The sequence below is a fragment of the Bradyrhizobium niftali genome (genome assembly GCF_004571025.1).
GTDB lineage: Bacteria > Pseudomonadota > Alphaproteobacteria > Rhizobiales > Xanthobacteraceae > Bradyrhizobium > Bradyrhizobium niftali.
On sequence record NZ_SPQT01000057.1, the window covers coordinates 1 to 21,821 of the forward strand.

The 21,821-nt window shown below is 59.9% G+C and carries 19 protein-coding genes and 1 pseudogene; 12 read left to right on the forward strand and 8 right to left on the reverse strand.

Annotated elements, in window-relative coordinates; all coding sequences use genetic code 11:
* Positions 1–807: 807 nt before the first annotated feature.
* Positions 808–1,122 carry a hypothetical protein gene (locus tag E4K65_RS44445; RefSeq protein ID WP_235886016.1) on the reverse strand — a complete coding sequence of 105 codons (315 nt, stop codon included), beginning with the start codon at positions 1,120–1,122 and terminating at the stop codon, positions 808–810.
* Positions 1,123–1,272: 150 nt separating this feature from the next.
* Entirely contained in the window at positions 1,273–1,539 is a 267-nt protein-coding gene (locus E4K65_RS47990) for a hypothetical protein (RefSeq protein ID WP_167771661.1), read from the reverse strand.
* A 482-nt stretch (positions 1,540–2,021) separates the two neighbouring features.
* Between E4K65_RS47990 and E4K65_RS44455 the strand changes: the two genes are divergently transcribed.
* Positions 2,022–2,609, forward strand: a complete 588-nt coding sequence (locus tag E4K65_RS44455) for an ATP-dependent DNA ligase (RefSeq protein WP_135179470.1) — start codon at positions 2,022–2,024, stop codon at positions 2,607–2,609.
* A gap of 1,064 nt (positions 2,610–3,673) precedes the next feature.
* Here E4K65_RS44455 and E4K65_RS44465 read toward each other — a convergent pair.
* Positions 3,674–4,543, reverse strand: a complete 870-nt coding sequence (locus E4K65_RS44465) for a cysteine peptidase family C39 domain-containing protein (protein WP_235886017.1) — start codon at positions 4,541–4,543, stop codon at positions 3,674–3,676.
* Positions 4,544–4,704: 161 nt separating this feature from the next.
* On the opposite strand from E4K65_RS44465, the gene E4K65_RS44470 reads away from it, so the two are divergent.
* Both E4K65_RS44470 and E4K65_RS44475 read left to right on the forward strand, forming a co-directional pair.
* Positions 4,705–5,061: a hypothetical protein gene (locus E4K65_RS44470; protein ID WP_135179472.1), complete on the forward strand. Its 357-nt coding sequence runs from the start codon at positions 4,705–4,707 to the stop codon at positions 5,059–5,061.
* A gap of 580 nt (positions 5,062–5,641) precedes the next feature.
* The gene (locus E4K65_RS44475) at positions 5,642–6,634 is read left to right on the forward strand and encodes a DUF4917 family protein (RefSeq protein WP_135179473.1); all 993 of its coding nucleotides are present in this window, start codon (positions 5,642–5,644) and stop codon (positions 6,632–6,634) included.
* Positions 6,635–6,680: 46 nt separating this feature from the next.
* Here E4K65_RS44475 and dsr1 read toward each other — a convergent pair whose 3' ends face one another.
* The 3 genes from dsr1 to ku form a co-directional block, all read right to left on the reverse strand.
* Positions 6,681–10,457 carry an anti-phage defense-associated sirtuin Dsr1 gene (gene dsr1 / locus E4K65_RS44480; protein WP_135179474.1) on the reverse strand — a complete coding sequence of 1,259 codons (3,777 nt, stop codon included), beginning with the start codon at positions 10,455–10,457 and terminating at the stop codon, positions 6,681–6,683.
* Positions 10,458–11,876: 1,419 nt separating this feature from the next.
* Positions 11,877–12,332 (reverse strand): metallophosphoesterase family protein, encoded by a 456-nt coding sequence (locus E4K65_RS44490; protein ID WP_135179475.1) that lies wholly within the window; start codon positions 12,330–12,332, stop codon positions 11,877–11,879.
* Between the two features lie 104 nt (positions 12,333–12,436).
* Positions 12,437–13,363, reverse strand: coding sequence for a non-homologous end joining protein Ku (ku, locus tag E4K65_RS44495; RefSeq protein WP_135179476.1), 927 nt, complete (start codon positions 13,361–13,363; stop codon positions 12,437–12,439).
* A gap of 168 nt (positions 13,364–13,531) precedes the next feature.
* Between ku and E4K65_RS44500 the strand changes: the two genes are divergently transcribed.
* The 4 genes and pseudogenes from E4K65_RS44500 to E4K65_RS44515 all read left to right on the forward strand — a co-directional run bounded on the left by E4K65_RS44500 (position 13,532) and on the right by E4K65_RS44515 (position 16,474).
* Complete coding sequence (locus E4K65_RS44500; protein ID WP_235886018.1) at positions 13,532–13,900, forward strand: hypothetical protein; 369 nt, start codon at positions 13,532–13,534, stop codon at positions 13,898–13,900.
* Between the two features lie 30 nt (positions 13,901–13,930).
* Positions 13,931–14,378 (forward strand): annotated as a pseudogene (locus tag E4K65_RS44505) (hypothetical protein).
* Between the two features lie 80 nt (positions 14,379–14,458).
* Positions 14,459–15,487 carry an IS110 family RNA-guided transposase gene (locus E4K65_RS44510; RefSeq protein ID WP_135179478.1) on the forward strand — a complete coding sequence of 343 codons (1,029 nt, stop codon included), beginning with the start codon at positions 14,459–14,461 and terminating at the stop codon, positions 15,485–15,487.
* A gap of 264 nt (positions 15,488–15,751) precedes the next feature.
* Entirely contained in the window at positions 15,752–16,474 is a 723-nt protein-coding gene (locus E4K65_RS44515) for an SOS response-associated peptidase (protein ID WP_135179479.1), read from the forward strand.
* Between the two features lie 4 nt (positions 16,475–16,478).
* Here the strand turns inward: E4K65_RS44515 and E4K65_RS44520 are convergent, their stop codons facing one another.
* Positions 16,479–16,670 carry a hypothetical protein gene (locus tag E4K65_RS44520; protein WP_209312154.1) on the reverse strand — a complete coding sequence of 64 codons (192 nt, stop codon included), beginning with the start codon at positions 16,668–16,670 and terminating at the stop codon, positions 16,479–16,481.
* Between the two features lie 24 nt (positions 16,671–16,694).
* Here E4K65_RS44520 and E4K65_RS44525 point away from each other — a divergent pair, with 24 nt between their 5' ends.
* A complete protein-coding gene (locus tag E4K65_RS44525) occupies positions 16,695–16,883 on the forward strand; it encodes a hypothetical protein (RefSeq protein ID WP_135179480.1) in 189 nt (62 codons plus the stop codon).
* A 284-nt stretch (positions 16,884–17,167) separates the two neighbouring features.
* Positions 17,168–17,434 carry a hypothetical protein gene (locus tag E4K65_RS44530; protein WP_135179481.1) on the forward strand — a complete coding sequence of 89 codons (267 nt, stop codon included), beginning with the start codon at positions 17,168–17,170 and terminating at the stop codon, positions 17,432–17,434.
* A 40-nt stretch (positions 17,435–17,474) separates the two neighbouring features.
* On the opposite strand, the gene E4K65_RS44535 is transcribed toward E4K65_RS44530, so the two are convergent.
* Complete coding sequence (locus E4K65_RS44535; protein ID WP_135179482.1) at positions 17,475–17,657, reverse strand: DUF3606 domain-containing protein; 183 nt, start codon at positions 17,655–17,657, stop codon at positions 17,475–17,477.
* A 112-nt stretch (positions 17,658–17,769) separates the two neighbouring features.
* On the opposite strand from E4K65_RS44535, the gene ligD reads away from it, so the two are divergent.
* The 3 genes from ligD (at position 17,770) to E4K65_RS44550 (ending at position 21,144) form a co-directional block, all read left to right on the forward strand.
* A complete protein-coding gene (gene ligD, locus E4K65_RS44540) occupies positions 17,770–18,690 on the forward strand; it encodes a non-homologous end-joining DNA ligase (RefSeq protein ID WP_135179483.1) in 921 nt (306 codons plus the stop codon).
* Positions 18,691–19,043: 353 nt separating this feature from the next.
* Positions 19,044–20,510: an amidase family protein gene (locus E4K65_RS44545; RefSeq protein WP_135179484.1), complete on the forward strand. Its 1,467-nt coding sequence runs from the start codon at positions 19,044–19,046 to the stop codon at positions 20,508–20,510.
* A 52-nt stretch (positions 20,511–20,562) separates the two neighbouring features.
* Positions 20,563–21,144, forward strand: a complete 582-nt coding sequence (locus tag E4K65_RS44550; RefSeq protein ID WP_135179485.1) for a TetR/AcrR family transcriptional regulator — start codon at positions 20,563–20,565, stop codon at positions 21,142–21,144.
* Positions 21,145–21,821 lie beyond the last annotated feature (677 nt).

A 21,821-nucleotide genomic window follows, 5' to 3' on the forward strand; every position in this document is an offset into this window, starting at 1 on the left:
ACACAGGAACTGCGAGGTAGGAGGAGCATGCGATGACGTAACCCCATCAACAGGTTCCAGCCGAGGTCTGCGAGAGGATGAGACGAGATGGAGGTTCGGTCTTCCCGGCGCATGCGAACACTGGTGACCCAAATGGCCCAATCGAGGCCTGTCCGCTAATGAGAACGCACGCGCGCTGATATCCATGATGGCCCGGAGAAAATGCTCCAATCAAAGGCCGGATACATTGATGCAAGACCACTCACCACCTGATCGACGAACCTCTTGCTACGCACGGCCGGACCATACATTCGGGTCAAAAGCGCCGGTCCGGCGCTCGCATACGGTAGGTCCGATCTACCCTTGATACCGGACCTCCTTCGCCAACGACGCCGGTCCGATCCCCGATAGAGTTCGGCGATAATCGGGGCGCCGCGCACGCCATCTTGCGCGCGCAAAAAGCCGCCGCACCACCGAGCCTCGTGGTGGCAGGCACCACCCGTAAATTTCCCAAGTGTCGGCTAGTAGGCTCGCTGGTTAACTAGCGCGGGTTGAGCGCCGCACCATGAAAACACCGAAGCCAAAACAATGGGACGAGCAGGAAGTCCGACGATTGGTCAGGCTGGCCCGGGCACGCGCTGGCGTATCGAAGATAGCAGCCGAGCTGGGCCGTCACGCAGGATCAGTGAGGCGAATGGCGCGAACGATAGGGATACTGTTGAAGAAGTAGCCCCGCGCCTCCCTGCCAGCGATCAACTCGACGGACTAAACGCGCGCACACGACACATTTACCCGGCCAATCGGGTCCAGAGCCACGCGTTGGCGGCTTCAGTCAGATCGTGCAGCAATCTCTTTGACCTTTGTCAACGTTCGTTCGAATTCGGATTTGAGATATTGCTCGTGCGTTAGGTCAGTCGGCTTCACCAGAAATGCGACTTTCACGAAGAAGCGGTTCAACAGCGAAGTAATTAAAAGATTGTCCGAGTGTTTTGAACGGAGCGCCGTAAGCTGGCGACGCATCTCGATGAGATCAAGCGTTTCGTGGTCCGGCTGCTCTCTCAAATGAAGCTCGCGACTGTCCAGCGTCGAAGTCGCTGCACCGAATATAATGGTGCGGCGACTTCGCTGGGGTGGACCGGACAAGGGCAATGTCCGTGTGCGCAAACCTAGTCCTCTAGCGCGCGGCCGCAATCACGGTCTGGAATTAAGCTTGATGTTCGTGTTGCAAGTTAATTCTGGAACTGTGGCTGAGGCGAAGGAAGTGTCGAACTTCCGATGCACTGTCCGGGCCGTTCAATGTTGAGCGCTGCGTGGGCACTCCCCATCTGCTGCCTTGCCGAGCTGTCTTGCGAATTCTTGTCTGAGGTCTTGCGTCTCCCAATTCGTGCCATCACTCCTAACGATCCTCTTGGCGCGCTCGAAGGCGTGGCTTTCGGCTGCATCGTCGCCGACGCGGATGGTGATGTCAGAATGAAAGGGGCAGACGGCGACGGCGCGGGTTGTCTCCAGCGCGTAGTGCACAGTTGCGGTGAGATCGTCGGCATAATCTTTAACGGACATGTCGGGCCTCCCTGTCCGCATCTTGGGCGTTGCAATCGAGATAAGGCGAGGCCCGGAGTGCCTAGGAGCCCGGGCCTCATAGCCTCAGCAGCCTGACAGAGGTTGTTCGGCTACGCGTCCAGTCTGTCAGAGATGGCAGGCTCTCACTTTGATGCTGCGCAAAGCCCCATCGGGCCAGCCTGCCCCCCGGGGCTGGAGGGGACAAGTGCGGGGCCAAGCGGTCCGACGGCTGGCGCGTGAGAAGGCGGCATGCGATTGCAGGCTAGTCCCATTGAGCGATATCGCTGTGTTCACTTGTGATCAGGAACACGTTTTGTAATGTTCCGGCGCACTGGAACATCAGGGGGGGATGTAGGACAGGCCCGTCTGGAGAAGCTACGGCGAGACGCTGCCGATCCGCACGCCCCGAGCCGCAACATGTGCCGCCAATTTGGCTCTAAGCGTCATCTCGCAATCAGGCCGCGAATGCCTATTTTTCCTGCATGCGTTCATTTGAGTTTTGCCTGCCGACCAAGGGCACTACGGTCCCGGACGACGCCGATTGGCTGCATGAAGTAAAGTATGATGGTTATCGCCTCCGCTTGGAGCGAGATGGCGACCGCGTGCGTCTGATCACGCGTGGCGGCTACAACTGGGCCAGCCGCTATCCCTGGATCGTCGAGGCTGCGTGCAAGGTCCGCCAGACGCAGTTCGTACTCGATGGCGAGGCGGTCGTGCTTGGCGTTGATGGCGTCTCCGATTTCAACGCGCTGCACTCGCGCAAGCACAATCACGAAGTGCAATTCTGCGCTTTTGATATTCTCGCCGATGGCGGCGGCGATGTCCGCATGCTCCCGTTATCGATGCGGAAGGCGAGCTTGGAGCGCCTGTTGGCGCGGCGTCCTGAAGGTGTGTTCGTCAATCCCTTCGAACGCGGTGAGCTTGGGCCTGATCTGTTTCGAGCCGCCTGCAACATGGGCCTTGAGGGACTGGTGTCAAAAAGAAGAGATCGGCCGTATCAACCGGGGCGGAGTAAGCATTGGGTAAAGGTGAAAAACCGTAGTCATCCAGCGATGGAGCGGGAGCTATGATCGGCAGAGCGGCAGGTCCGATCTGCCACTAACAGCGGACCTCTTGGGGCCAAAACCTGACATCAACAGCACGATGCCAGACTCACGATGCCAAAGTCATGGAAGCTCGTCGGCGGTCGCGTCCGATGCGCTTTTTGATTGCGACATCCTCAATGCCATGACGACTCGCCCATGACGCCGATAAACCAGCCAGCATTGAAGGCGACGACAAGCATGAGGAGACAGGTTGTCACAGAGGGCTCGACGTCCTGCACGCCTTGAGCACGCCAAATTGCGAGTAACCCCAGCGCACAAATTCCCGCGCAAAGAGCAGGCCAGATCGCTGCGAACCGCCCCTGAGGGGTCCGTGGCAGACGCCTGGCCCGGCGAGACGCCACCAAGGAAGTCGAGGCCAACACAATCAGACAGGCGATGAGCAAGTACATTCGACGGGATCCTTGGCGCAACCGCCGCCACTTCGAAGGCGCAGACGAGCCAATAGCGTGCATTGATTGCCTCAACCTTAAAGCGATAGAGAAAACTGTCATTCGTCCGACGGACCAACGTCCTTGAGCGCATATCGCATCTACCTACGGGAAGGAGACCTCGCGAACTACGGGAAGGAGACCTCGCGACGCTTCGGGCTTAGGTGAGGCATGGGCAGAAGCGGCCTTAATGGTCTGCAAACCTAATTCTCGGGGATGTGCCGGCTGAGGGCGTCCTCGTGCTACTTTAGCGGGCATGTCGCCTTTCAGCATTCGTTCCACCCTTATGCTCATCCTCGTCGTCGGGGGCACGTCCAGCGTCTACGTGTTCCTCGGCCTCAACCTGATTATGGTACTGATAGCGTTGGGCCTAGCCTGCCTTCTGTACGTTCCGTTCGCTAAGCGCTACGGGTGGGGCAATGAAGGGCGTCTCACGAGGCATCTCAGTCGTCCGCCGTTCGAAGACGAACGACGCAAAATCCAATTGATTGTGCTGGAATGAACTGGCTTATTGCTCTTGCATTCTTCGGCTTTTGTTGGTGGCGCGCAGCAAAAGCACGCGAACGAGCTGCTGAACTCGCAGCAACGGGAATTGGGCTCTCACCCTTGTATTGGGTATCGAACGCGCTGGTTGCTGTCCTGTTGGGCCTCGTGTTGTACATTGCCCACATACACAATCAGTCGCCCGTTCCAGCTTTCCTCTGGCTCGCCGCCCTCGCGATCATTGTGGCTTTGTTTTTCCTGCGCCGCGCGTTGAAATGGCGCTACCCTGTTTAGCCCCAATGGCCGAAACACCAGCACGTCGAGCGTGGTGTAGCCGCGGTGCGCGAGCACCTTATCGGTCACGACCTGGAAGAACAGCGGCGTAACCAATGCAAAAAGCTGCAGGAAGAACGAGGCGACCAGCACTTCACCGAGCAGCCTGCGATATTTGTGCATGGCCTGGAGGAACCAGGTGACGTCGAACTTGCGCGCGAGATCGAAGAGCGAGGCGCGCCGCGTCATCAGCACGATGCGACCGGTCCAGCCCTGCTCGAACTCGGCGCGCTTGACCACCTGCGGACGATTGATGGCGGGATCGTGGATGAGGACGTCGTCCGCGCCGGCCTTGCCAAGGATGGCAAAGCTGCCGTCGTGCCGTTCGATGATCGCGGGCAATGAGAGCTTGGAAAGACCGGACCAGCTTTCGCGAACCGCTCGCGCTTTTAGCTTGAGCTGATTCGCGCAGCGGAGCATTTCCTGAATGCCAAGCACCGAGCCCGCAAACTGATGCGCGATCTGCGCGGGATCGACCGCGATCTGATGGAACCGCAACAACAGCGCAAGGCACTGCAGTCCCGTGTCTTGCCGTACCGCTTCCAACGTCGCCCCGCCACCGCCACTACTTCCGGTCGTCTTACTTTTTATTGCACGTTTATTTCCGGGAAGCAAAATGAGATCTCGCCAAGGTTGTAGACGAGGAACTTTCATAAAATTGTCGTCGATATACGGATCTCAAGTCGCGGAAGTCGCGTGCTCTGGCCTGGACGGCCGCGATGATCTGGCTACGTCAAGGCGTCAGCTAACGTCACCGGTCTGGAGAGCTGACCGGTCCACATTAATTTAAAGAAAACTCAGGGAGAGATTCATCGGTGAGTTCACTTTGGGACAGCTTCATTCTTCAGGGTAACGGGCAACAGAGGATAGCCATCGCGACAGCCGCATTCGCTATCGGACTGTTCTGCTGGTTCGGGGGAAATTACGTCGTTGCTGAGGAGCGACTCCACAAGAATGCTGAAATCGTTGTGGACCTTCTGAAAGAAGGCCCCGCAACTTATGATGACATATTGAAGAAGGATCTTGGTTTCGCCGCCACGGATCAAGCGATCAGTTATTTGGCGGAGAACGGACGTATCATTCCGAAGACTGAGGACAACGTCGTTCTACATGGCAAAGAGCAAAGCGATCAGTTATTTGGCGGAGAACGGACGTATCATTCCGAAGACTGAGGACAACGTCGTTCTACATGGCAAAGAGCACCGAATTTTTCAGTCAGTCCGCTGAACGGGTGGCGCTTCCATCCGCGACAGCAGGGCTTCGGGCGAGGCCGTTTCTATGCCCGCCCCGATCGATTCGTAGTTCGTCTCCGTAGCTACTCACGAGCGCCTAGGCCGCACTATCAGAAATTGGCGATGCTCCAATGGCTTATCAATTCGGATGCGGAGGAGCGGTGATCCTCGAAGCCGACCATCCAGATCGGCGTCACCGCGGTGACGCTCGCCGTCCTGGGCGCACTCTATCAGAGGGCCAAGCGCCGATAACGATCCGCCCGTCATACGAACGAAGCGAGGCATTCCGGGCGATTGCGCCCTTCAAAAAAGGCCGAGCTCGACTGCCGCGCTTGGCGTTCACCTAAGAGCAAACCCCCTTCTGGCTCGCCAAAAACATTGTTGTAACCCTCGGGTCGGCGTGCATTACCGCAAGCGCGGGCCCGCTTCGTTACATGGGGCAGCGGAATGTGGATCAATGCCGACTTGAGCTTCAAGAACTCCTGACGCACTATTGGGCGGATCGTTGGGGCAAAATGTTATGACAACTATTGTGGAATGGGCTGCGATCCAAAAGCACTTCTCGCAGGGACTCATCATCGGAAATGGAGCCAGCATCGGGATAAGCGACCGCTTCAACTACCCATCCCTTTACCAGGCTGCGCAAGATGGTAACTTTCTCACGGATGACACGCGAGCCGTGTTCACCTCGTTCGACTCGACGGACTTCGAGCTAGTGCTCAGGCGGCTCTGGCAGGCCACCCTCGTCAATAAAGCCCTGCAGATCGACAACAAACCCGTCGATGAAGCTTACGTTGAAGTGCGCAAGTCCCTCATCTCAACAGTCCATGCGATCCATCCGGCCTACGACGAGGTCAAGAAGCATTTCCCCGCGATGGGTTCCTTCCTGAAAGGGTTCCAAACGGTGACGTCGACGAACTATGATTTGATGCTTTATTGGGCCGCGATGTGGAATAACGACAACGGGCTTGGCCGGTGGTTCAAGGACGCGCTCATAATGGCCGACGGCAAGGCAACGCTTCGAGATGACTGGCAGGTTCTCAGACAACCCTACCAGGCTGATGGCGCCACACTCTACTTCTATCCGCATGGCAATCTCTGCCTCGGGACCGAGGCCGAAGGTAGCGAGATAAAGATCGCAGCCGGTGGCGAGAACCTGCTCCAGACGATTACCGAGCGGTGGGAGCAAGGGGTGGTCACCCCGCTGTTCGTGAGCGAAGGGACAACTGCTCATAAGCTCGCTGCGATCCGGCGATCAAACTACCTATCTCGTGTCCACATCGAGGTGCTCGGCTCGCTCGGCGATGCCGTTGCATTTTACGGGTTAGGGTTCTGGCCCCAGGATGAGCACCTGATTCAGCGCGCCACGAAACAAGCGAAGAACGTGGCGGTGAGCGTTTACCGGGGCGATCAGTCGTTGATCGACAGGGCATCAAGCGCGCTTAAAAACGCGGGCGTGGAGAAAATCACATTCTTCGACGCCGAAAGTCCCGGCGCGTGGATCTCCGCCTAGCGAATCGCAGAATTGTTGCGGTCTCTACCCATGCCACAAAACGCGGTCACCTCCGACGCGCGATCGCCGACAACCGTTGGAAGCGTGGATCTGCAGACAATTCTGGGGACGCTGTTTCGATCGTCTTCAAACATGCACCGAGCTTACTGGGAGACCACAACACTTCGGCGCCAATCACCCGGTCCAAAAATTCGAGCGCGTGACCCGGAAACTTGCCGCACAGATGGGCTTGATGAAGGAGATGCACCAAGAAATCAGGGTGGGCCACAGATTGCAACCAGGCGCCTAGCTGCGCTAACGCATCTGGAAACTTATCCTGTGCAGCAATACACAGGCGGCCAAGACTCTCGGCAATCGCAGGCGAACCGTTGTCTCGGGTCTTGGGCCAGATGGTGTGGAGATATGGGGTGATCCGATTGGTCCAATAGTCAGCACGCTGATCACCTGCCCCCTCCAGCGCTCTCGCCAACGTCTGGGCTGTCTCATACAGACCATCCGGTGGCAGCGCATGGGTGGCACCAGCCAGTTCGGCAACGGTGAACGTGTCCCCTCGGTCGAGGGCGGCGAATGTCATCAGCGATGCGTATTGACTACGGTGCTCGCCCAACGCCGCATAATGGTGCGCAGTATCGAGGAAAACAGGCTTAAGCGCTTCCATCAAAGGACGGTACAGCCGTGGGGACCATAGAAAGCTCTCCCAGACGGCACGCGCTTCAGCATCAGAGCGTTGCCAGTCGAAAAGCGGTAAAAGGCATTGCGTCGCCCACTGCTCGTCCACGCGGAACAATGCGATGACATGAGCTGCCAGCACGACCCGAGCATGCCGAAACTTTTCCATCCGCACATCGCAAACTCCAGTAAAGATGGGCTTGATTTCTACAGACAAACCTTGCCCATCCTTCAGCGAGCGCCGATACCACCAGCTCAGTAGCGCTTCCGTTACGAGCCCCACCGGGTGATTGATGGCGCGCGTGACAGGCTCGCTGCTATCGACGTCGCTCTGAAAATCGAGCGCAAGGATGCGGTCCGCGAGGCTGAAAAAGCGTGCTTCCTGACCTTCGAAGGTCTTAGCAATAGTTTTCAACCACCAACCGACACCGTGGACAAGATCTTGCAGTACCTGGTTAGGTGCCTCAGCTAAGACCGGCGCCATATAGCGCCAAGATAGCTTGAGAAGCCTTTCCTCTGACCACGCCTGCAGGGCTTCGCGCCAACGATCCGCCGGCCACAACCCTTCCCTAGCCAATGCGCACAAGGCACAAGCGGTGGTGGCGAAGTCGTCGCTGCAGCGCTGCCGCCAGTCGTCTTCCTGCCAGTGATCCGTACTAGGTTGCCGCCTCAGCCATTCGATCAGATCAACGCGACGACGCGGTGTGGCGACGAACTTGCGCAGCTCGTCGCCATCGCCCATCCAGAATGGAAATTCATCGCGGTGATCCGCCGCTAGCTTCCACTCTGGATACAGTGCAACAAGGGCAGCCAACCGCTCCTGACTTTTCGCACCCAAGACCGTGCCGGTTTCAACGACATTTGTCAGTCGTAGCCAAATCTCCCGGTCAACAATCCGGGCCCAGAGCTCTGGCTCAATGTCGTCCTTGAACATAGCCCGAGGAGGCCCGGCGAGGATGGCTCGCTCAAGCTCTACTAGCATCGCCTTATCGAGTTGCGGTGCCAGTGCAGCCAGCAAGCGAACGGCTTCCCGTTGGGTTTCCCCCGACCAGAGCCACCATTGATCATCGGACAACAACCAATCGAGCGCGCGGCGATGGGATAGCACGTTGCCCTGCGCGGCAGCGAAAAATGCCAGGCGACGGAACAGCGGATAAGGTAGATGCCACCAAGACTCCGCCACGAGCGCGGCCCGCTCTGGCGATTGCGCTGCCGTCGCCAGCCAGGCGTCCCGCGTCAGATCGATCAATGCGGTCCAGTCGGCGGAGTCTCGGTTCTGCCGGTGCTCACTGATCGAAGGTTGGCTAATGTAGGAGCGATCGCTCCTGTCTTCCGCTCCGCCGAGAAATCGCATGAGATCGAGCGTATCGCGCAACAGAGCACTAAAATCGGAAAGCAGCTCCGGCAGTGCGGTCACCCAGCGCTCATTCTTGGACAGATCGCGCAGGATGGAATGCACGTGATCCGCCGCCAGTACGATCTCCCATCCAACCAACTCGTCGACGCGCTCCGGCCCGTGGCTCTCACCATCTTCGGCTCGCCAGCGGAACGGCTCGCGCAGCGATACGTATGGGGTCAGCGCCTCTCGCAACTCCAGCCTCAGGGTGGCAGTCAGCCCATCGCGTTTGAAGCGCGCGATACAGCGATAAAGGTCGATCGCGCGCACCCATGATTTAACACGCCCAGCGAGCAGTAACGACCACAGCGTACGAATTAGCGGACCAGGGATCGAGTTGGGCGCGCTTTCACGGATGCGCGTCAGTTCGGCCGTGCTGCCATCGCGTTCGAGTTTGGCAAGTTCATTCAGTTGGCGGTCAATCTGTCTAGCCAACTCATCGTGTATCTGACCGCCGCGCTTGACGAGCCACAACAAAAGTTTGGGGTCGTTAAGATGACGAATCAACCAGCGCGCCAGGTGCCGCATCACTTCGTCCCAACGACTGGCGCGGGAGCCTGCATCGACGATCGCCATGGCAGGTGCCAGTGGATACGGCGACGGCCTGCGGGTTAGACTAAATACGAGATTTCGGTCTACCGTCGCCGTCGGCGGAACCCCGAAGCGGCCTAGGTCCGCGTGGTGATAGCGGTCTTCGCTCAAGGGCTCCAGCCAATCAAGCGATGGCACCGGGTCTAAGTCGGCAAACCGCATGGCAGGCAGGCCGCCAGGATCGCTCAACGCCCACAGCAAACGGCCGACGAAGTCGTCTTGCTGGGTGCTCGCCAAGGGGCGTGCCATAGCAGACTCTACGACGATGCGCTCCTTTCCGCGCACACCGTCGCGATAGGTAGCAGCCCATGCGCCAAGGGTCCTGTGCAAATAGGCGTGACGCTTGTGTTCGCGGTAGAGGATGGGCGTTACATTCTTCGCCCGCCATTCGTTAGCGCGCTCTTCCTCCTTGCCTTTGGCGTAGCTGCCGAACGCGAACATTTCCGGCCACGACTCGCCGAGCAGACGGTCAGCGGCCAGCGCGTCCATCATGTAGCGCAGCACCGGGTCATTGATGCTGTAACCGACGAAACATACGGTGTAGTTGCGAAACAACTCGCTGACAAAACGTGCAGCCCAACGTTCGGTGAGGTAGGCCAAGCCAAAATCCCCGCTTGACGCAACCAGACGATCCAGCTCACCTGCTGTCGGTGCGACGCTGAGGAGTCCATGCAGGTAGATCAAGCCATCCCAGCGGTTCTTCGGCACCGGAAGTAGCGGAGCCTGAAAACGCTCGATCGATAGCGACTTCGCGGCAAGCACCTCCTCGAAAAGGCGGTCGAAGTTGGTGGTGATGATCCGTGTGGAACCCTTGCGGTTTCTGCCCAATGTCAGCAAGGCTTCGTGCGTCGCCGTCGCATTTGGAGCGCTGAAGTCAGGCTTCAGAATGCCGGCCAGTGCACGACGCACGGTTTCGCGGCCACCAACAATCTCGGCCTCGAGCAGGCCGATAGCGGTATCGAATTGCCCGGTCTTGATAGCCGATTGCTGGACCGCGCTGGGTTTGATAGCCAAAGCCGAATAGAGCCTGTCCACCAAGCCGCCAAAACCAGGCAGGCGAGCCGGGTAAGAGATTCCTGCGCCGCAAAAGAAAACAACACGTCCATCCTCATGCACTTGCAGCAATCGCTCGGGAATGTCGGGACCATGGCCGATGAACTGCGCCATTCATTGAATCCTTGAAAGTGCCCGTTGGCGTGTCGCGGGTAGCGCAGGCGCGTTCTGCTGGCCGGGAGTAAACAAAGGTGCGAGCAAGCTCACGACTTGCCCCGGTGTGTCGCAGTCATTCTCACGTCATCGTCCAAATTGCAGCGGACCGCTGAGACTTTCCAGCAGACAAAGGCCGCTCGGAATGCAAGCTGCGGACATCAAACTCGCCGCGACGGGATTGTTATCAGGTGAAGAATTGAAACGAATCAAACCTCGGTCAGAATGAATATGCATCTTTTGGATGTCCAAAAAAACGACCGTTTGTCGTCCGCTGCTCCCGAGCTGTTCAAACACTCATTTTGAACATGGGCCCGATTTGAAGGTCCTTTTTGAACAACCTTCAGATCATGACCCGTGGTGTCGCCTACTGCCGCGTTTCGACCGCCGGTCACGCTACTAACAACCAATTACGGAAATCGCCGCGGCGGGTTTCCGGGGTTGGCCGACTCGGATCGTTGCTGAGACTATCTCCGACAGCATCGCCGCCAGAGAGCACCCCGGCTTCAGGCAAAGCTGGAGACTGGCGATGTCCTGGCGGTCACCGAGCTTGATCCGCCTCGGTCAAAATGCGATTGACGTGCACCAGACACTGGAAGCCCTCGCCGCGCTCGGTGTGAAGGTGTACTACTCGGCGGCCAGCCGTAGGCAAGATGACCATGGCTGTGGTCACCGCCGTTGCCAATTCGAGCGCGTTTTATTGGTTGAACGCACCCAAGCCGGACTGGCACGCGCCAAGACTGACGGTGGCGCTGGGACGTCCACGTGCTCAACCACCGAGCAAGAAGCGGAAGCGCTCCAACGCCTTGCCGGTGGCCAGGCTGTGGCAGCGGTGGCGCGAGCGCCGATGACCAGCCGCGGCACTGTCGTGCGCGTGAGGGCCGCTCAACCTGCTTAGGTCGTGTACTCATTAACACGCTCCTCGAACGTCCGATTTTGGTCCAAGGCAGATCAGAAGTGCTCACCGCGAGCCTTTCCGCTCGTGTCCAAGTGAACGACCGCTCGCATGTCAGCATTCAACGCAAGAGCGGACTCTTTTGCTCAACGTGGGTTCTTCTCCGTTTAACTCTAATGAGACATCGCTTTTGCAGCTGCATCAGGAGCGAACATCCAAGCTCGAATTTCCCTCGCGCTACCAAAGTGCCCTACCCTCCTTCAATTCCGCGCGGTGCTCCAAATTTGCTGGGCCTCGATCTGTAGCTTCTCACCGTAGCTGCTCACGCAATTCTTCGAGGAGCTAATGCAAATTGTCGTCAACTCAATGGTTTAGCCCTTCCGGTATGAAGGAGCCCCGTTCACCGCCTGGTTGCCGTGGCTGGAAGCGACATGATCGATGTGCGGTCGCCTGACTGGACGTGCCGCGGCGCGGCCTATCCGACTTCAAGATCGTGGATGATCGGTTTCAGTCCGTCGAGCGATTTCGAGGGTCGCAAGCGTGATCGGTAGCTTGAAGCGTCGGCGCCCTGCACTTCCTGGGTTCACGTAAAGCAAGCCGTCGACGGTGTTGATCTTCGGCACATGGGAGTGGCCGGAAACAATGACATCGATGCCCTCAGCTATGGGATCGACCTGCAGGGTGTTGAGGTCGTGCAGAACGTAGAACAACCGTCCGGCGAGCCGCACGAACTCGGTTTCGGCAAATTCGGTGGCCCAATCGCCCGTGTCCGCGTTCCCTCTGATCGCCGTGACGGGAGCAATTCTCCGCAGCGCGGTGATGATCTCGGGATCGCCGATGTCGCCGCCGTGAATGATGGGGTCGACATGTGCCAGCATCCGAAGTGCCTCCGGCCTAGGCAGGCCGTGCGTATCCGAAATGATGCCGATCGTGAAGGTCATCGAAGCGTCCAATCGAAGCACCCTATCGCGCGTTGAGCCGCAGCGGTCGATCGAGGAGAATCGCGTTTTCTTGGCCCTCCACCGGTGCCACGGACATCAGTCGCCTAGGCCGACTTCCGCCGCTGGCCCGTCGCGGGCTTCTTCGCCGCCGCTTCCTTCGCCGGCTTCTTGCCGTGGATCGGCATCAGCATTTCCTTCTGGCCCGTCGCCACCTTGCGCGGCTTCTTGGCGGGCTTTGCTGCCTTCGCCGGCGCAGCCTCCCGACCGACGCTCTGCCGCAGTGCCTCCATCAGATCGACCACGTTCTCGCCCTTCGGCCGCTCCTTCGGGCGGATGGTTTTGCCTGCGCGCTTCTGGTTGATCAAGTCGACCAGCGCGGTCTCGTAGTGATCCTCGAATTTCTCGGGGTCGAACGTGCCCGTCTTCTGGTTGACGATGTGCCTTGCGAGGTCGAGCATGTCCTTGGTGACTTTGACGTCCTGGATCTCGTCGAAGTACTCCTGCTCGGAACGGACCTCGTAGGGGTAGCGCAGCAGCGTACCGACGAGACCCTTCTCCAACGGCTCGAGCGCGATAATGTGCTCGCGGTTGGTGAGAACCACGCGGCCGATCGCGACCTTGTCCATCTCCCGGATGGTCTCCCTGATCACCGCGAAGGCGTCGTGACCGACCTTGCCGTCGGGACGCAGGTAGTACGGACGGATCAGATAGCGCGGGTCGATGTCGGCCTTGTCGACGAACTCGTCGATCTCGATGGTCCGCGTCGACTCCAGCGCCAGCTCCTCGAGCTCCTCCTTGGTAACCTCGATGTACTGTCCTTTGTCGAGTTCGTAGCCCTTGACGATGTCCTCGTTCGCGACCTCGTCACCGGTATCGGCGTCGATCTTCACGTACTTGATCCGGTGACCGGTCGCTCGATTGAGCTGATTGAACGAGATCTTTTCGGATTCCGATGTCGCCGGGTAGAGAGCCACCGGACAGGTGACGAGCGACAGACGCAAGAAGCCTTTCCAGTTGGCTCTCGGGGCCATGGTACGCAGAACTCCATCTCGGGTCGGCTCGGATTCAAGACGAACGGCAGGGCATGGTTCCGACAGCATGGACGGGGGCTCCAAGAGGAATTTTTCACGCCGGCTATCGACTCTTATGTTCTTGTTATGTTCTATTGAGGTATGACGGACCGACCCACGAGCTGGCGCATGCCGAACCCGAAGGAGATCGATAAGATGGCTGCTCTCGTCGGCAGAAACGTGCCTCGGGAGCCCGGATTGGCTCCGGAAGCTGATCTGCCGCCGGAATACTGGCAGGCGCTTCTGGACGACCGTCGCGCAGAAAGCAGGTCGGGCCCCTCTGGAGGGGCACTGCGGCTGAGCCAAATTCCTCAACATATTCTGAGGGTGGAGTGCCGGCGTTGCGCCAGGGTCGTTGAGATTCAGAAGGTCGATGCCATCCGTCTCTATGGTCGGGAGGCGCTCTGGAAGGATGTCGGGCGGCGGCTCTTGGACAATACCTGCACGCAGCGGACCGGGCGCCAAGAGGAAGACGGCTGCTGGCCTGCGTTCGAGTAGTCGCCGGCGCGGCCAGAACTGGATGCTGCCATGGCACCGAAGCATCACCCGACGCCCCTCAGTGGCGGCGACCGCAAGGCGCTCACCAAGGAATTGGGGCGGGCGCGCACGATGACGACGATTCTCGCGGGCCAGTCTGCCGAAGCCCGCGCCAAGGGCGAGAGCCTCATCCGACAGGCCGACAAGCTGCTCTGCGAATCGTGGAATGAGAAAATGTGGGCCGACGGAGGACCGATCGACCCGTCGCCGACCGTCGATCAGGCCATCAACGGCGGTTACGCCTGGCTTGAGATCGAGTGCTCGCGGTGCAAAACCCGGCGAGACGTCGACCTAGCGGCGCTGCGCCGTCCACCGACCACATTCGTCCATGACTTGGCGAGCCGCCTTCGCTGCAGCAAATGTAGCAAGGCCGGCCGCCGGCCCTCAGCTACCCTTGCAACTGGCATCGCGCTCCCGCCAGGCCGTTCCGGAGTCCTGATTGTGTGCTGGTGTGGACGGCCTCTCATCCCCACGGTTCTATGGCGCTCCGGCATCATAGCTAGATGAGAGGAAAGTCTGATGAATCTTCCCATTCGTATCGGTATGGATACTTCCAAGTCGGTCTTCCAGCTTCACGGCGTTGACGAGAATGAGGCGGTAGTTGTCCGTCGGCAGTTTCGGCGAGCCGAGATGATCCGCTATTTCGAGCGGCTTCCGCCGGTCCTCGTCGCCATCGAGTCCTGCGGCAGCTCGCATCATTGGGCGCGCCTACTGCAATCATTTGGTCATGAAGTGAAGCTGATCCCGCCCCAATATGTGAAGGCTTACGTGAAGCGCGGCAAGAACGACGCGGCCGATGCCGAGGCGCTGTGCGAGGCGGTCACGCGGCCGAGTATGCGTTTTGTGCCAGTGAAGTCGAAAGAACGACAAGCGGCCTGCATGTTGATGACCGTGCGGGAACGCTTGGTCAACGTGAAGTCGCAGCTTTCCAATGCCTTCAGGAGCTATGCGGCAGAGTTTGGTATTGTCGGTCCCGCCGGGCGGCAGAACGTCACGGCACTTATCAAACGGGTGCTCGAGGATGATAACTTGCCCGAAATGGCGCGGGATCTCTTCCGCCTTCAGGCGGAGGAGTATGCCGCGGTCGAAGCCCGCCTGGCAAAGATCGAAGCCAAGCTGATGAAGTGGCACCGTGAGGATGATGTCAGCAGGCGGATCGCAACGATTCCCGGCGTCGGTCCAATTGGGTCGTCCATGCTAAGCATGAAGGCGCCGCCGCCGGAAACGTTCAAATCAGGTCGTGACTTCGCGGCGTGGCTCGGACTGACACCCAAGGATCATTCAACTGGCGGCCGGCAAAGACATGGGGGTATCACAAAAGCTGGCGATTCAATTCTCCGATCGACGTTGATTGTCGGCGCGACCGCGCTGCTGAGGCACATTCGAAAGGGCCGTCATAAGCCGACACCCTGGCTCGCTTCTCTGCTGGAGCGAAAGCCGCCGAAGTTAGTCGCGGTGGCCTTAGCCAACAAGTTCGCCCGCATCGCCTGGCGCTTGATGATATCGGGCGGCGTATACAATCGGCCGGTAGTCGCCACGCCCATCTGATCTGAAATCGGTGTACCGGTTGAGATTGCTCGCCGGATAGCCCACGAACTTGCAGGACGCAGTAGATGGAAGGACCGATCGGTCGATACGCGCGAGCTTCCGTAGATTACACTGGCATCACGGATGTCGCCTATGTGCTTGGAGCGTGCGTAGCGAACACCATCTCGGCCAGCGGGCTTCATCCGCGCAAACAGGCCGGACATCTGATAGCAAGCGATCTGGCCAGAAGTCTGCTATAATCCTGACAAGCGGGGGGCCGTCCACATCTGCAATCTCTACTCCATCACCACCAATCAGGCCGCCATCAGCGCGCTGTTCCGCGTCGTCAACCGGTACGTCGGCAACCTCGCGCCGATGCCTGGCGTCTTTCCGGACTACAAGGCGCCGATCGTCCGGACGGGTGCCGAGGGCCGCGAGCTCGCGACCGCACGCTGGGGCATGCCCTCGTCGTCGAAGGCGTTGATGGACGCGACGAAGAAGCGTGCGGAGAAGCTGCAAGCCAAAGGGAAGAGTGTGGACTTCAAGGAAATGCTCCGGATGGAGCCGGACGGCGGCACCACCAACATCCGGAACGTGAAGAGCAAACATTGGACCCGATGGCTCGGCGCCGAGAACCGCTGCGTAGTGCCGTTCAACTCTTTCAGCGAGTTCAACAAGTCCGAAGGCGGCGACATCTGGTTCGCGTTGGACGAGACCCGCCCCCTCGCCTGCTTCGCCGGCATCTGGACCAACTGGACGTCGGTCCGGAAGGTCAAGGAAGGCGAGACTACCAACGACCTGTACGCGTTCCTCACAACGGAGCCGAACGCAGAGGTCGGCGCCATTCATCCGAAGGCGATGCCCGTGATACTGACCTGGCCCGAAGAGGTTGAGACCTGGCTGACAGCGCCTGCAGAGGAAGCCTTGAAGCTGCAGCGGCCGCTTCCAGACGGAGCGCTCCGGATCGTCGCCCGCGGCGTGAAGGAAGACCCGTCCCCCGAGGCTTGAGTGATCAACGACCTTCTTCGCGCTCCTTCAGCTTCTTCACGACCGCCGAGCTGTCGACGACCTTGCCGTCGCTGCTGAGCGGCACGTAGGCAGCCTTCCGTCCCTCCGCGTCCGTCACTTCGATGACTTGCGGCATCGTGTCGGGATATTCGCCGGCGTGCTCTTTGGTTTCGATCTGATAGCCTTCGAAGCGCATGTCCCTGCCGTCCATTGTCGGATCTTGGGGGCGCCTCTCCGGCGGCATCGGCGGCAGATCGGGCTCAACCGCATTCCTCGGCGGAGAGCTCCAGGAGGGAGCTCCTCGATCGAGAAGGCGCCGGAGTTCGGCGACGGCCTCCCCGCGCTGTTCGAGCTCCTCGACGGCGGCGACGACCTCGTCCCGATCGAGGACGTCGAGAAGATCGGTTGATCGTCCGCTCGCAGTCCCTCTCGCCCGGTTCCACGTAGCGGGCCAGGATGGCCTGAGCCCGCTCGACGGCTCCCAGCACCTGCTTATCGGCGGTCATCGATCAACTCCACGCAACTCACACGCGCGGATTCAATGGGAATCGCGGGCCCTTGTTCCTGACCCCACCGCAGCGGAACAGGTGGAAAAGCCCAGTCCCCGCGATTTCGAATCCCTGGGCTGTGATAGCAGCGCGGAACGCACCGCGGCCTCCAAGGATTCGCCGGACAGATGCCAGGAGCAATTCGATGCTGATGTTCAAGGAAAAACGTCCGGCGATCCGGACGCTGCGCGGCTGGGCCATCGCGGTGCTGCAGGAGGCCGGGGCCATCCGCGAGTGCGAGGAGCACGGCTGGATGCTGGACCGCGCCGATCCGCACGCGCGCGAGCGGGCTTTCGACATCGCACGGCAAGATCCGCCGGCGGGCATCTCCTCCGCAGATGGGATCGCGGAGCTGCGGGACGTGCTGGAATCGATCGGGGACACCTGCCCGGAGTGCCCGGCCGAGCAGTAGAACCCCGGGCGCCGTCCACGCCGCGCCGCCAACCAGAGGGCTAACGGCCGAGGCGTTTCTCCACGCGCTTGCGCGAGTTGCCGACCTTCTTGACGGTCTTCTTCACCGCCGAGGCCGACCTCCCGGTCTTCTTCGCCTCATAGCGCACTTCGTGCTTCTGACCGCCGGCCACTCTGGCCCGATCCTGTTTGCGTCCGCGTGCTGTCTTCGTCGTTGCCGCCATCGGCTCCTCCTGGTGAGTGGGTGGATGAGGATGCAACGCTGCAAAGGATTCGCGGGTTCCGGAACGATTCAAACCGTGTCAGTTTGAATCCGTTGTTGCGTGGAGTCCCGAGTTGGCGTTTCAGCGTCGAAAACCGGCGGCGATCGGCGTCAAAGCGCCGTTCCCCGGCTTCATCGAACCGGCCTTGGCAACCGCCGTCGAAAAGGTGCCCTCCGGCGCCCGCTGGATTCACGAAATCAAGTTCGACGGCTACCGCGTGCAGGTCCATCTGGCCAACGAGGAGGTCAAGGTGTTCACGCGACGTGGACACGACTGGACCAACCGCTTCAAAAAGGTCGCCGAGGACGCCTGGCACATCAAGGCGGGATCGGCCATCGTCGACGGGGAGATCGTGGTGCCCGCAGCCGACGGCACCACCGATTTCTCGGTCCTGCAGAACGAGCTCAAGGGCAAGTCGACCAGCATCGTCCTCGTCGCGTTTGACCTCCTCTATCTGAACGGCCGCGACCTCCGGAAGCTGCCGCTGGTTGCGCGCAAGGCCGAGCTCAAGAAGATTATCGCCGGCACCAACGTGCAGTTCAGCGAGAGCTTCGAAATCGAGGGGCGGTCCATGTTCAAGCACGCCTGCAAACTCGGCCTCGAGGGCGTGGTCTCCAAGGTCCGGGACAGCGCCTACGCCAGTGGCCGCGGCAACAATTGGGTCAAGAAGACCTGCGCGCAGCGGGAGACCCTGACGATCGCCGGCTTCGCGCTCGACGAAGGCAAGTGGGACGGCATCTATCTCGGGCGGCACAAGGGAGCCGACCTGGTCTACGCCGGCAAGGTCGACCATGGCTTCGACAAGGTCTCTGCCGCCGAGTTGCAGAAACGGCTGAAGCCTCTGATTCGAAAGACGCAGCCCTATACAAAGCGCATCGCGCACAAAGGCATCTGGGTGGAGCCCAAGCTGCTCGCCGAAATCGAGTACCGGGCTAAGTCCGCGGAAGGAAAGGTCCGCCACCCGTTCTTCAAGGGGCTACGCGAGGATCTGTGATGACGCCGTCCGCCGGCCTGGCTGATTAGCCCCTCGCCGCCTGGGCGAATATCTTAGCTTGCCGATCGGCTTCGGGGGCCCACTCTTTACGAAGAGCTGCAATTTCTGCTTTCCGGAGATGAGCCGACCATGGTGAAGCAGCCTGCTAAGGGCAACTTGTGACCCGAAGCGGGCGTCGTCTGAACGCTTTGGCTGCTGCCAACACCGCCCCAGTCCATTCACGCTCATGTGTCTAGCGACGGCAGGTGCCTTTATTGAATTACGATCGTAATGTTATATTATGGTCGTAATGGCATCGGGCTGAGCCGCTGGTTGGCGGCTGAGTAGTGCCGCAAACAGGCTTGCGAGGACCCATGAACGACATCACCGCCATTTCAGGGCGTAGCGCACCGCGAGTAGACTTGGATTTCCCCTCGCTGGGGCTCGCAGCGGCCGCAGCAGCCGTTCGCGAGGGCCATATCACGTCCGAAGCTTATACTGCGGCGCTCTTGCTTCGCGCCCGAGCGCTTGCTGAGCTGAACGCCTTCATCACCATCGACGAGGCCGGGGTGCTGGCGGCCGCGAGGGCCGCGGACAAAGCACGCGCCACCGGATCGGCGGCTCCGCTCCTTGGCGTGCCGCTCGGCGTAAAAGACAGTTACTTGACGAAAGGGCTACCTACGAGCTTGGGCCTGGATGGTCTCGCTCATTTCCTGCCGCGCGAAGATGCCGACGCTGTCCGGGCCATTAAGGGTGCGGGCGCTTTGGTCTTCGGCAAGAACAATCTCGTCGAGATGTCGTACGGCTTGACCGGTCACAACGCGCGTTACGGCCAGGTTAAGAATCCGCACGCACGAGATCGCGTGTCGGGCGGCTCCTCGAGCGGCTCCGCCGCATCTGTTGCCGCTGGGATCGTTCCCGCGTCCTTGGGCGGTGACACCGTTGGGTCCATCCGGGTACCGGCATCGTTCTGCGGCGTCGTGGGCTTCAAGCCAACCACTGGACGTTGGCCACGCGAAGGCGTTGCGCCGATCTCCCATACGCTCGACACGACGGGTGTATTCGCCCGAATCGTTGAGGACTGCATCCTGGTGGATCAGGTCATGACCGGTGAGCAGGCTGTGGCGTCCGCCGACGCCGGCAACGGCCTGAAGGGAGTGCGGCTGGCCTTCGCGCCGCGACAGTTCTTGGATCTGGTGGACTCGGAAATCGAGGGCCGCTTCCGCGAGGTGGTTCGGCATCTGCAGGACGCGGGCGCCGAGATCGTTGAAGTAGACCTTGGCGACGATTTCAATGCCCTCGTCCAAACTGCGACGTGGGGCATCTTCGCGCATGAGACGATGGGCGCAATTTCGGAATTTCTTCGCCGCAACGACATTCCGACCACCTTCGAGGCCATTTACGAGGGCCTTAAGCCCCAACTTCGACAGGCGTGGGGGCACATTGTACTACCAAGTGGCTCAGGTGCTACCTCGGGAGAATCCTATCAGACGGCGCTCGATGTGAGCCGGCCGGAAATCCAGCGTCGGCTCGACAGGGCATTCGTCTCTCATGGAGCGCTGGTCGTTCTGCAACCGACCACGCCCTGCACAGCGCCTCTGATCGAGGAGCAGGCGACCGTCCATATAGCGGGGCAGGAAGTCAGCTACCTCGCTTTGGCGAACCACACGGTGTCGGCAAGCAGCGTGGGGCTACCCGGTATCAGCCTTCCTGTTGGCTTGTCTCGCGCGGGGCTGCCCATCGGGCTCGAGCTGGATGCCCCCTTCGGGAGCGACCGGAGGCTTCTAAACATTGCCCGCCGCATCGAAGGCATCGTGGGCGACAAATCGCGTGCGATCTAACATCGTGACCGCTTCGCGTGGCGAAGGGGCCCTGTTGTGAACCGGAGAGAAGATGCGTTTCGAAAAAGGTCATAAGGCAGCGACGCGACGGCGCATCATCGATGTGGCGTCGAAGTGCATGCGCCGAGACGGTATCTCCGCCGCCGGGATAGCCGGGATCATGGGAGAGGCCGGCTTGACCAAAGGCGCATTCTCTCCGCACTTCGAGTCCAAAGACGCGCTCGTTCGCGAGGTGCTGGCGAGCGCGCTCGGTGAACAGCAATATCGCCTCGATCAGGATCAGCGGAGGGGCCTGGACCTCGAGGGCGCGATTCGGGGATACCTGAACCGCGCTCACCTCGAAGACCCGACGGGCGGGTGCCCGTCTGCGGCGTTGCTCCCTGAAATCGCCCGGCAGCCGCTGTCCACTAGGAAAGACTACGAGAAAGGGCTGCGAAGCTACGTTGCGACATTGGCCGCACTTCTTCCTGACGCAGATGCAGCAACGAGCCGCCGCCGCGCAACCGCCATCTTCGGCCTCATGGTGGGCACCCTTCAGTTCGCGCGAGCTATGCCCAATGCGAAGCAGGCAGAGCAGGTCTTGGAAGGCGGCGTTGAGGCCGCTTTGCACTTAGCACGAGTTACATCGTCGTAGATTAGGAAGCCGGGAGAGGCTGAGCCTGGAGATCGTCATCCGCCAAAAATCCGAGGTCAGCTTCTGGCCGATATTGTTGCAAAAGTCTTTTTGGGGTGGCGAACGAAAATTTTTAGAGCCGCTGATGCGTTTTACGCGCGGCGACGTGAGGGACCATATCGTTTCACCCAAAATCGATCACGGACCTCCGTACTGGCGTTGAAAAGCGACGCAGCGGCAGAGAAGTCCAAAGATCAACTTTCGCGAGATTTTCCGGGTCGCTCGATTTTCGACTTTTGCAACAATATCGGCCCATTGCTGACCTTCGCCTCCAGAGCCGCAATGTCTGCTTCCCGGAGATGAACGGACCAAGGTGAAGCAGCCTGCCGTGGGCAGCTTGTGACCCGAATGTATGGTCCGGCCGTGCGTAGCAAGAGGTTCGTCGATCAGGTGGTGAGTGGTCTTGCATCAATGTATCCGGCCTTTGATTGGAGCATTTTCTCCGGGCCATCATGGATATCAGCGCGCGTGCGTTCTCATTAGCGGACAGGCCTCGATTGGGCCATTTGGGTCACCAGTGTTCGCATGCGCCGGGAAGACCGAACCTCCATCTCGTCTCATCCTCTCGCAGACCTCGGCTGGAACCTGTTGATGGGGTTACGTCATCGCATGCTCCTCCTACCTCGCAGTTCCTGTGT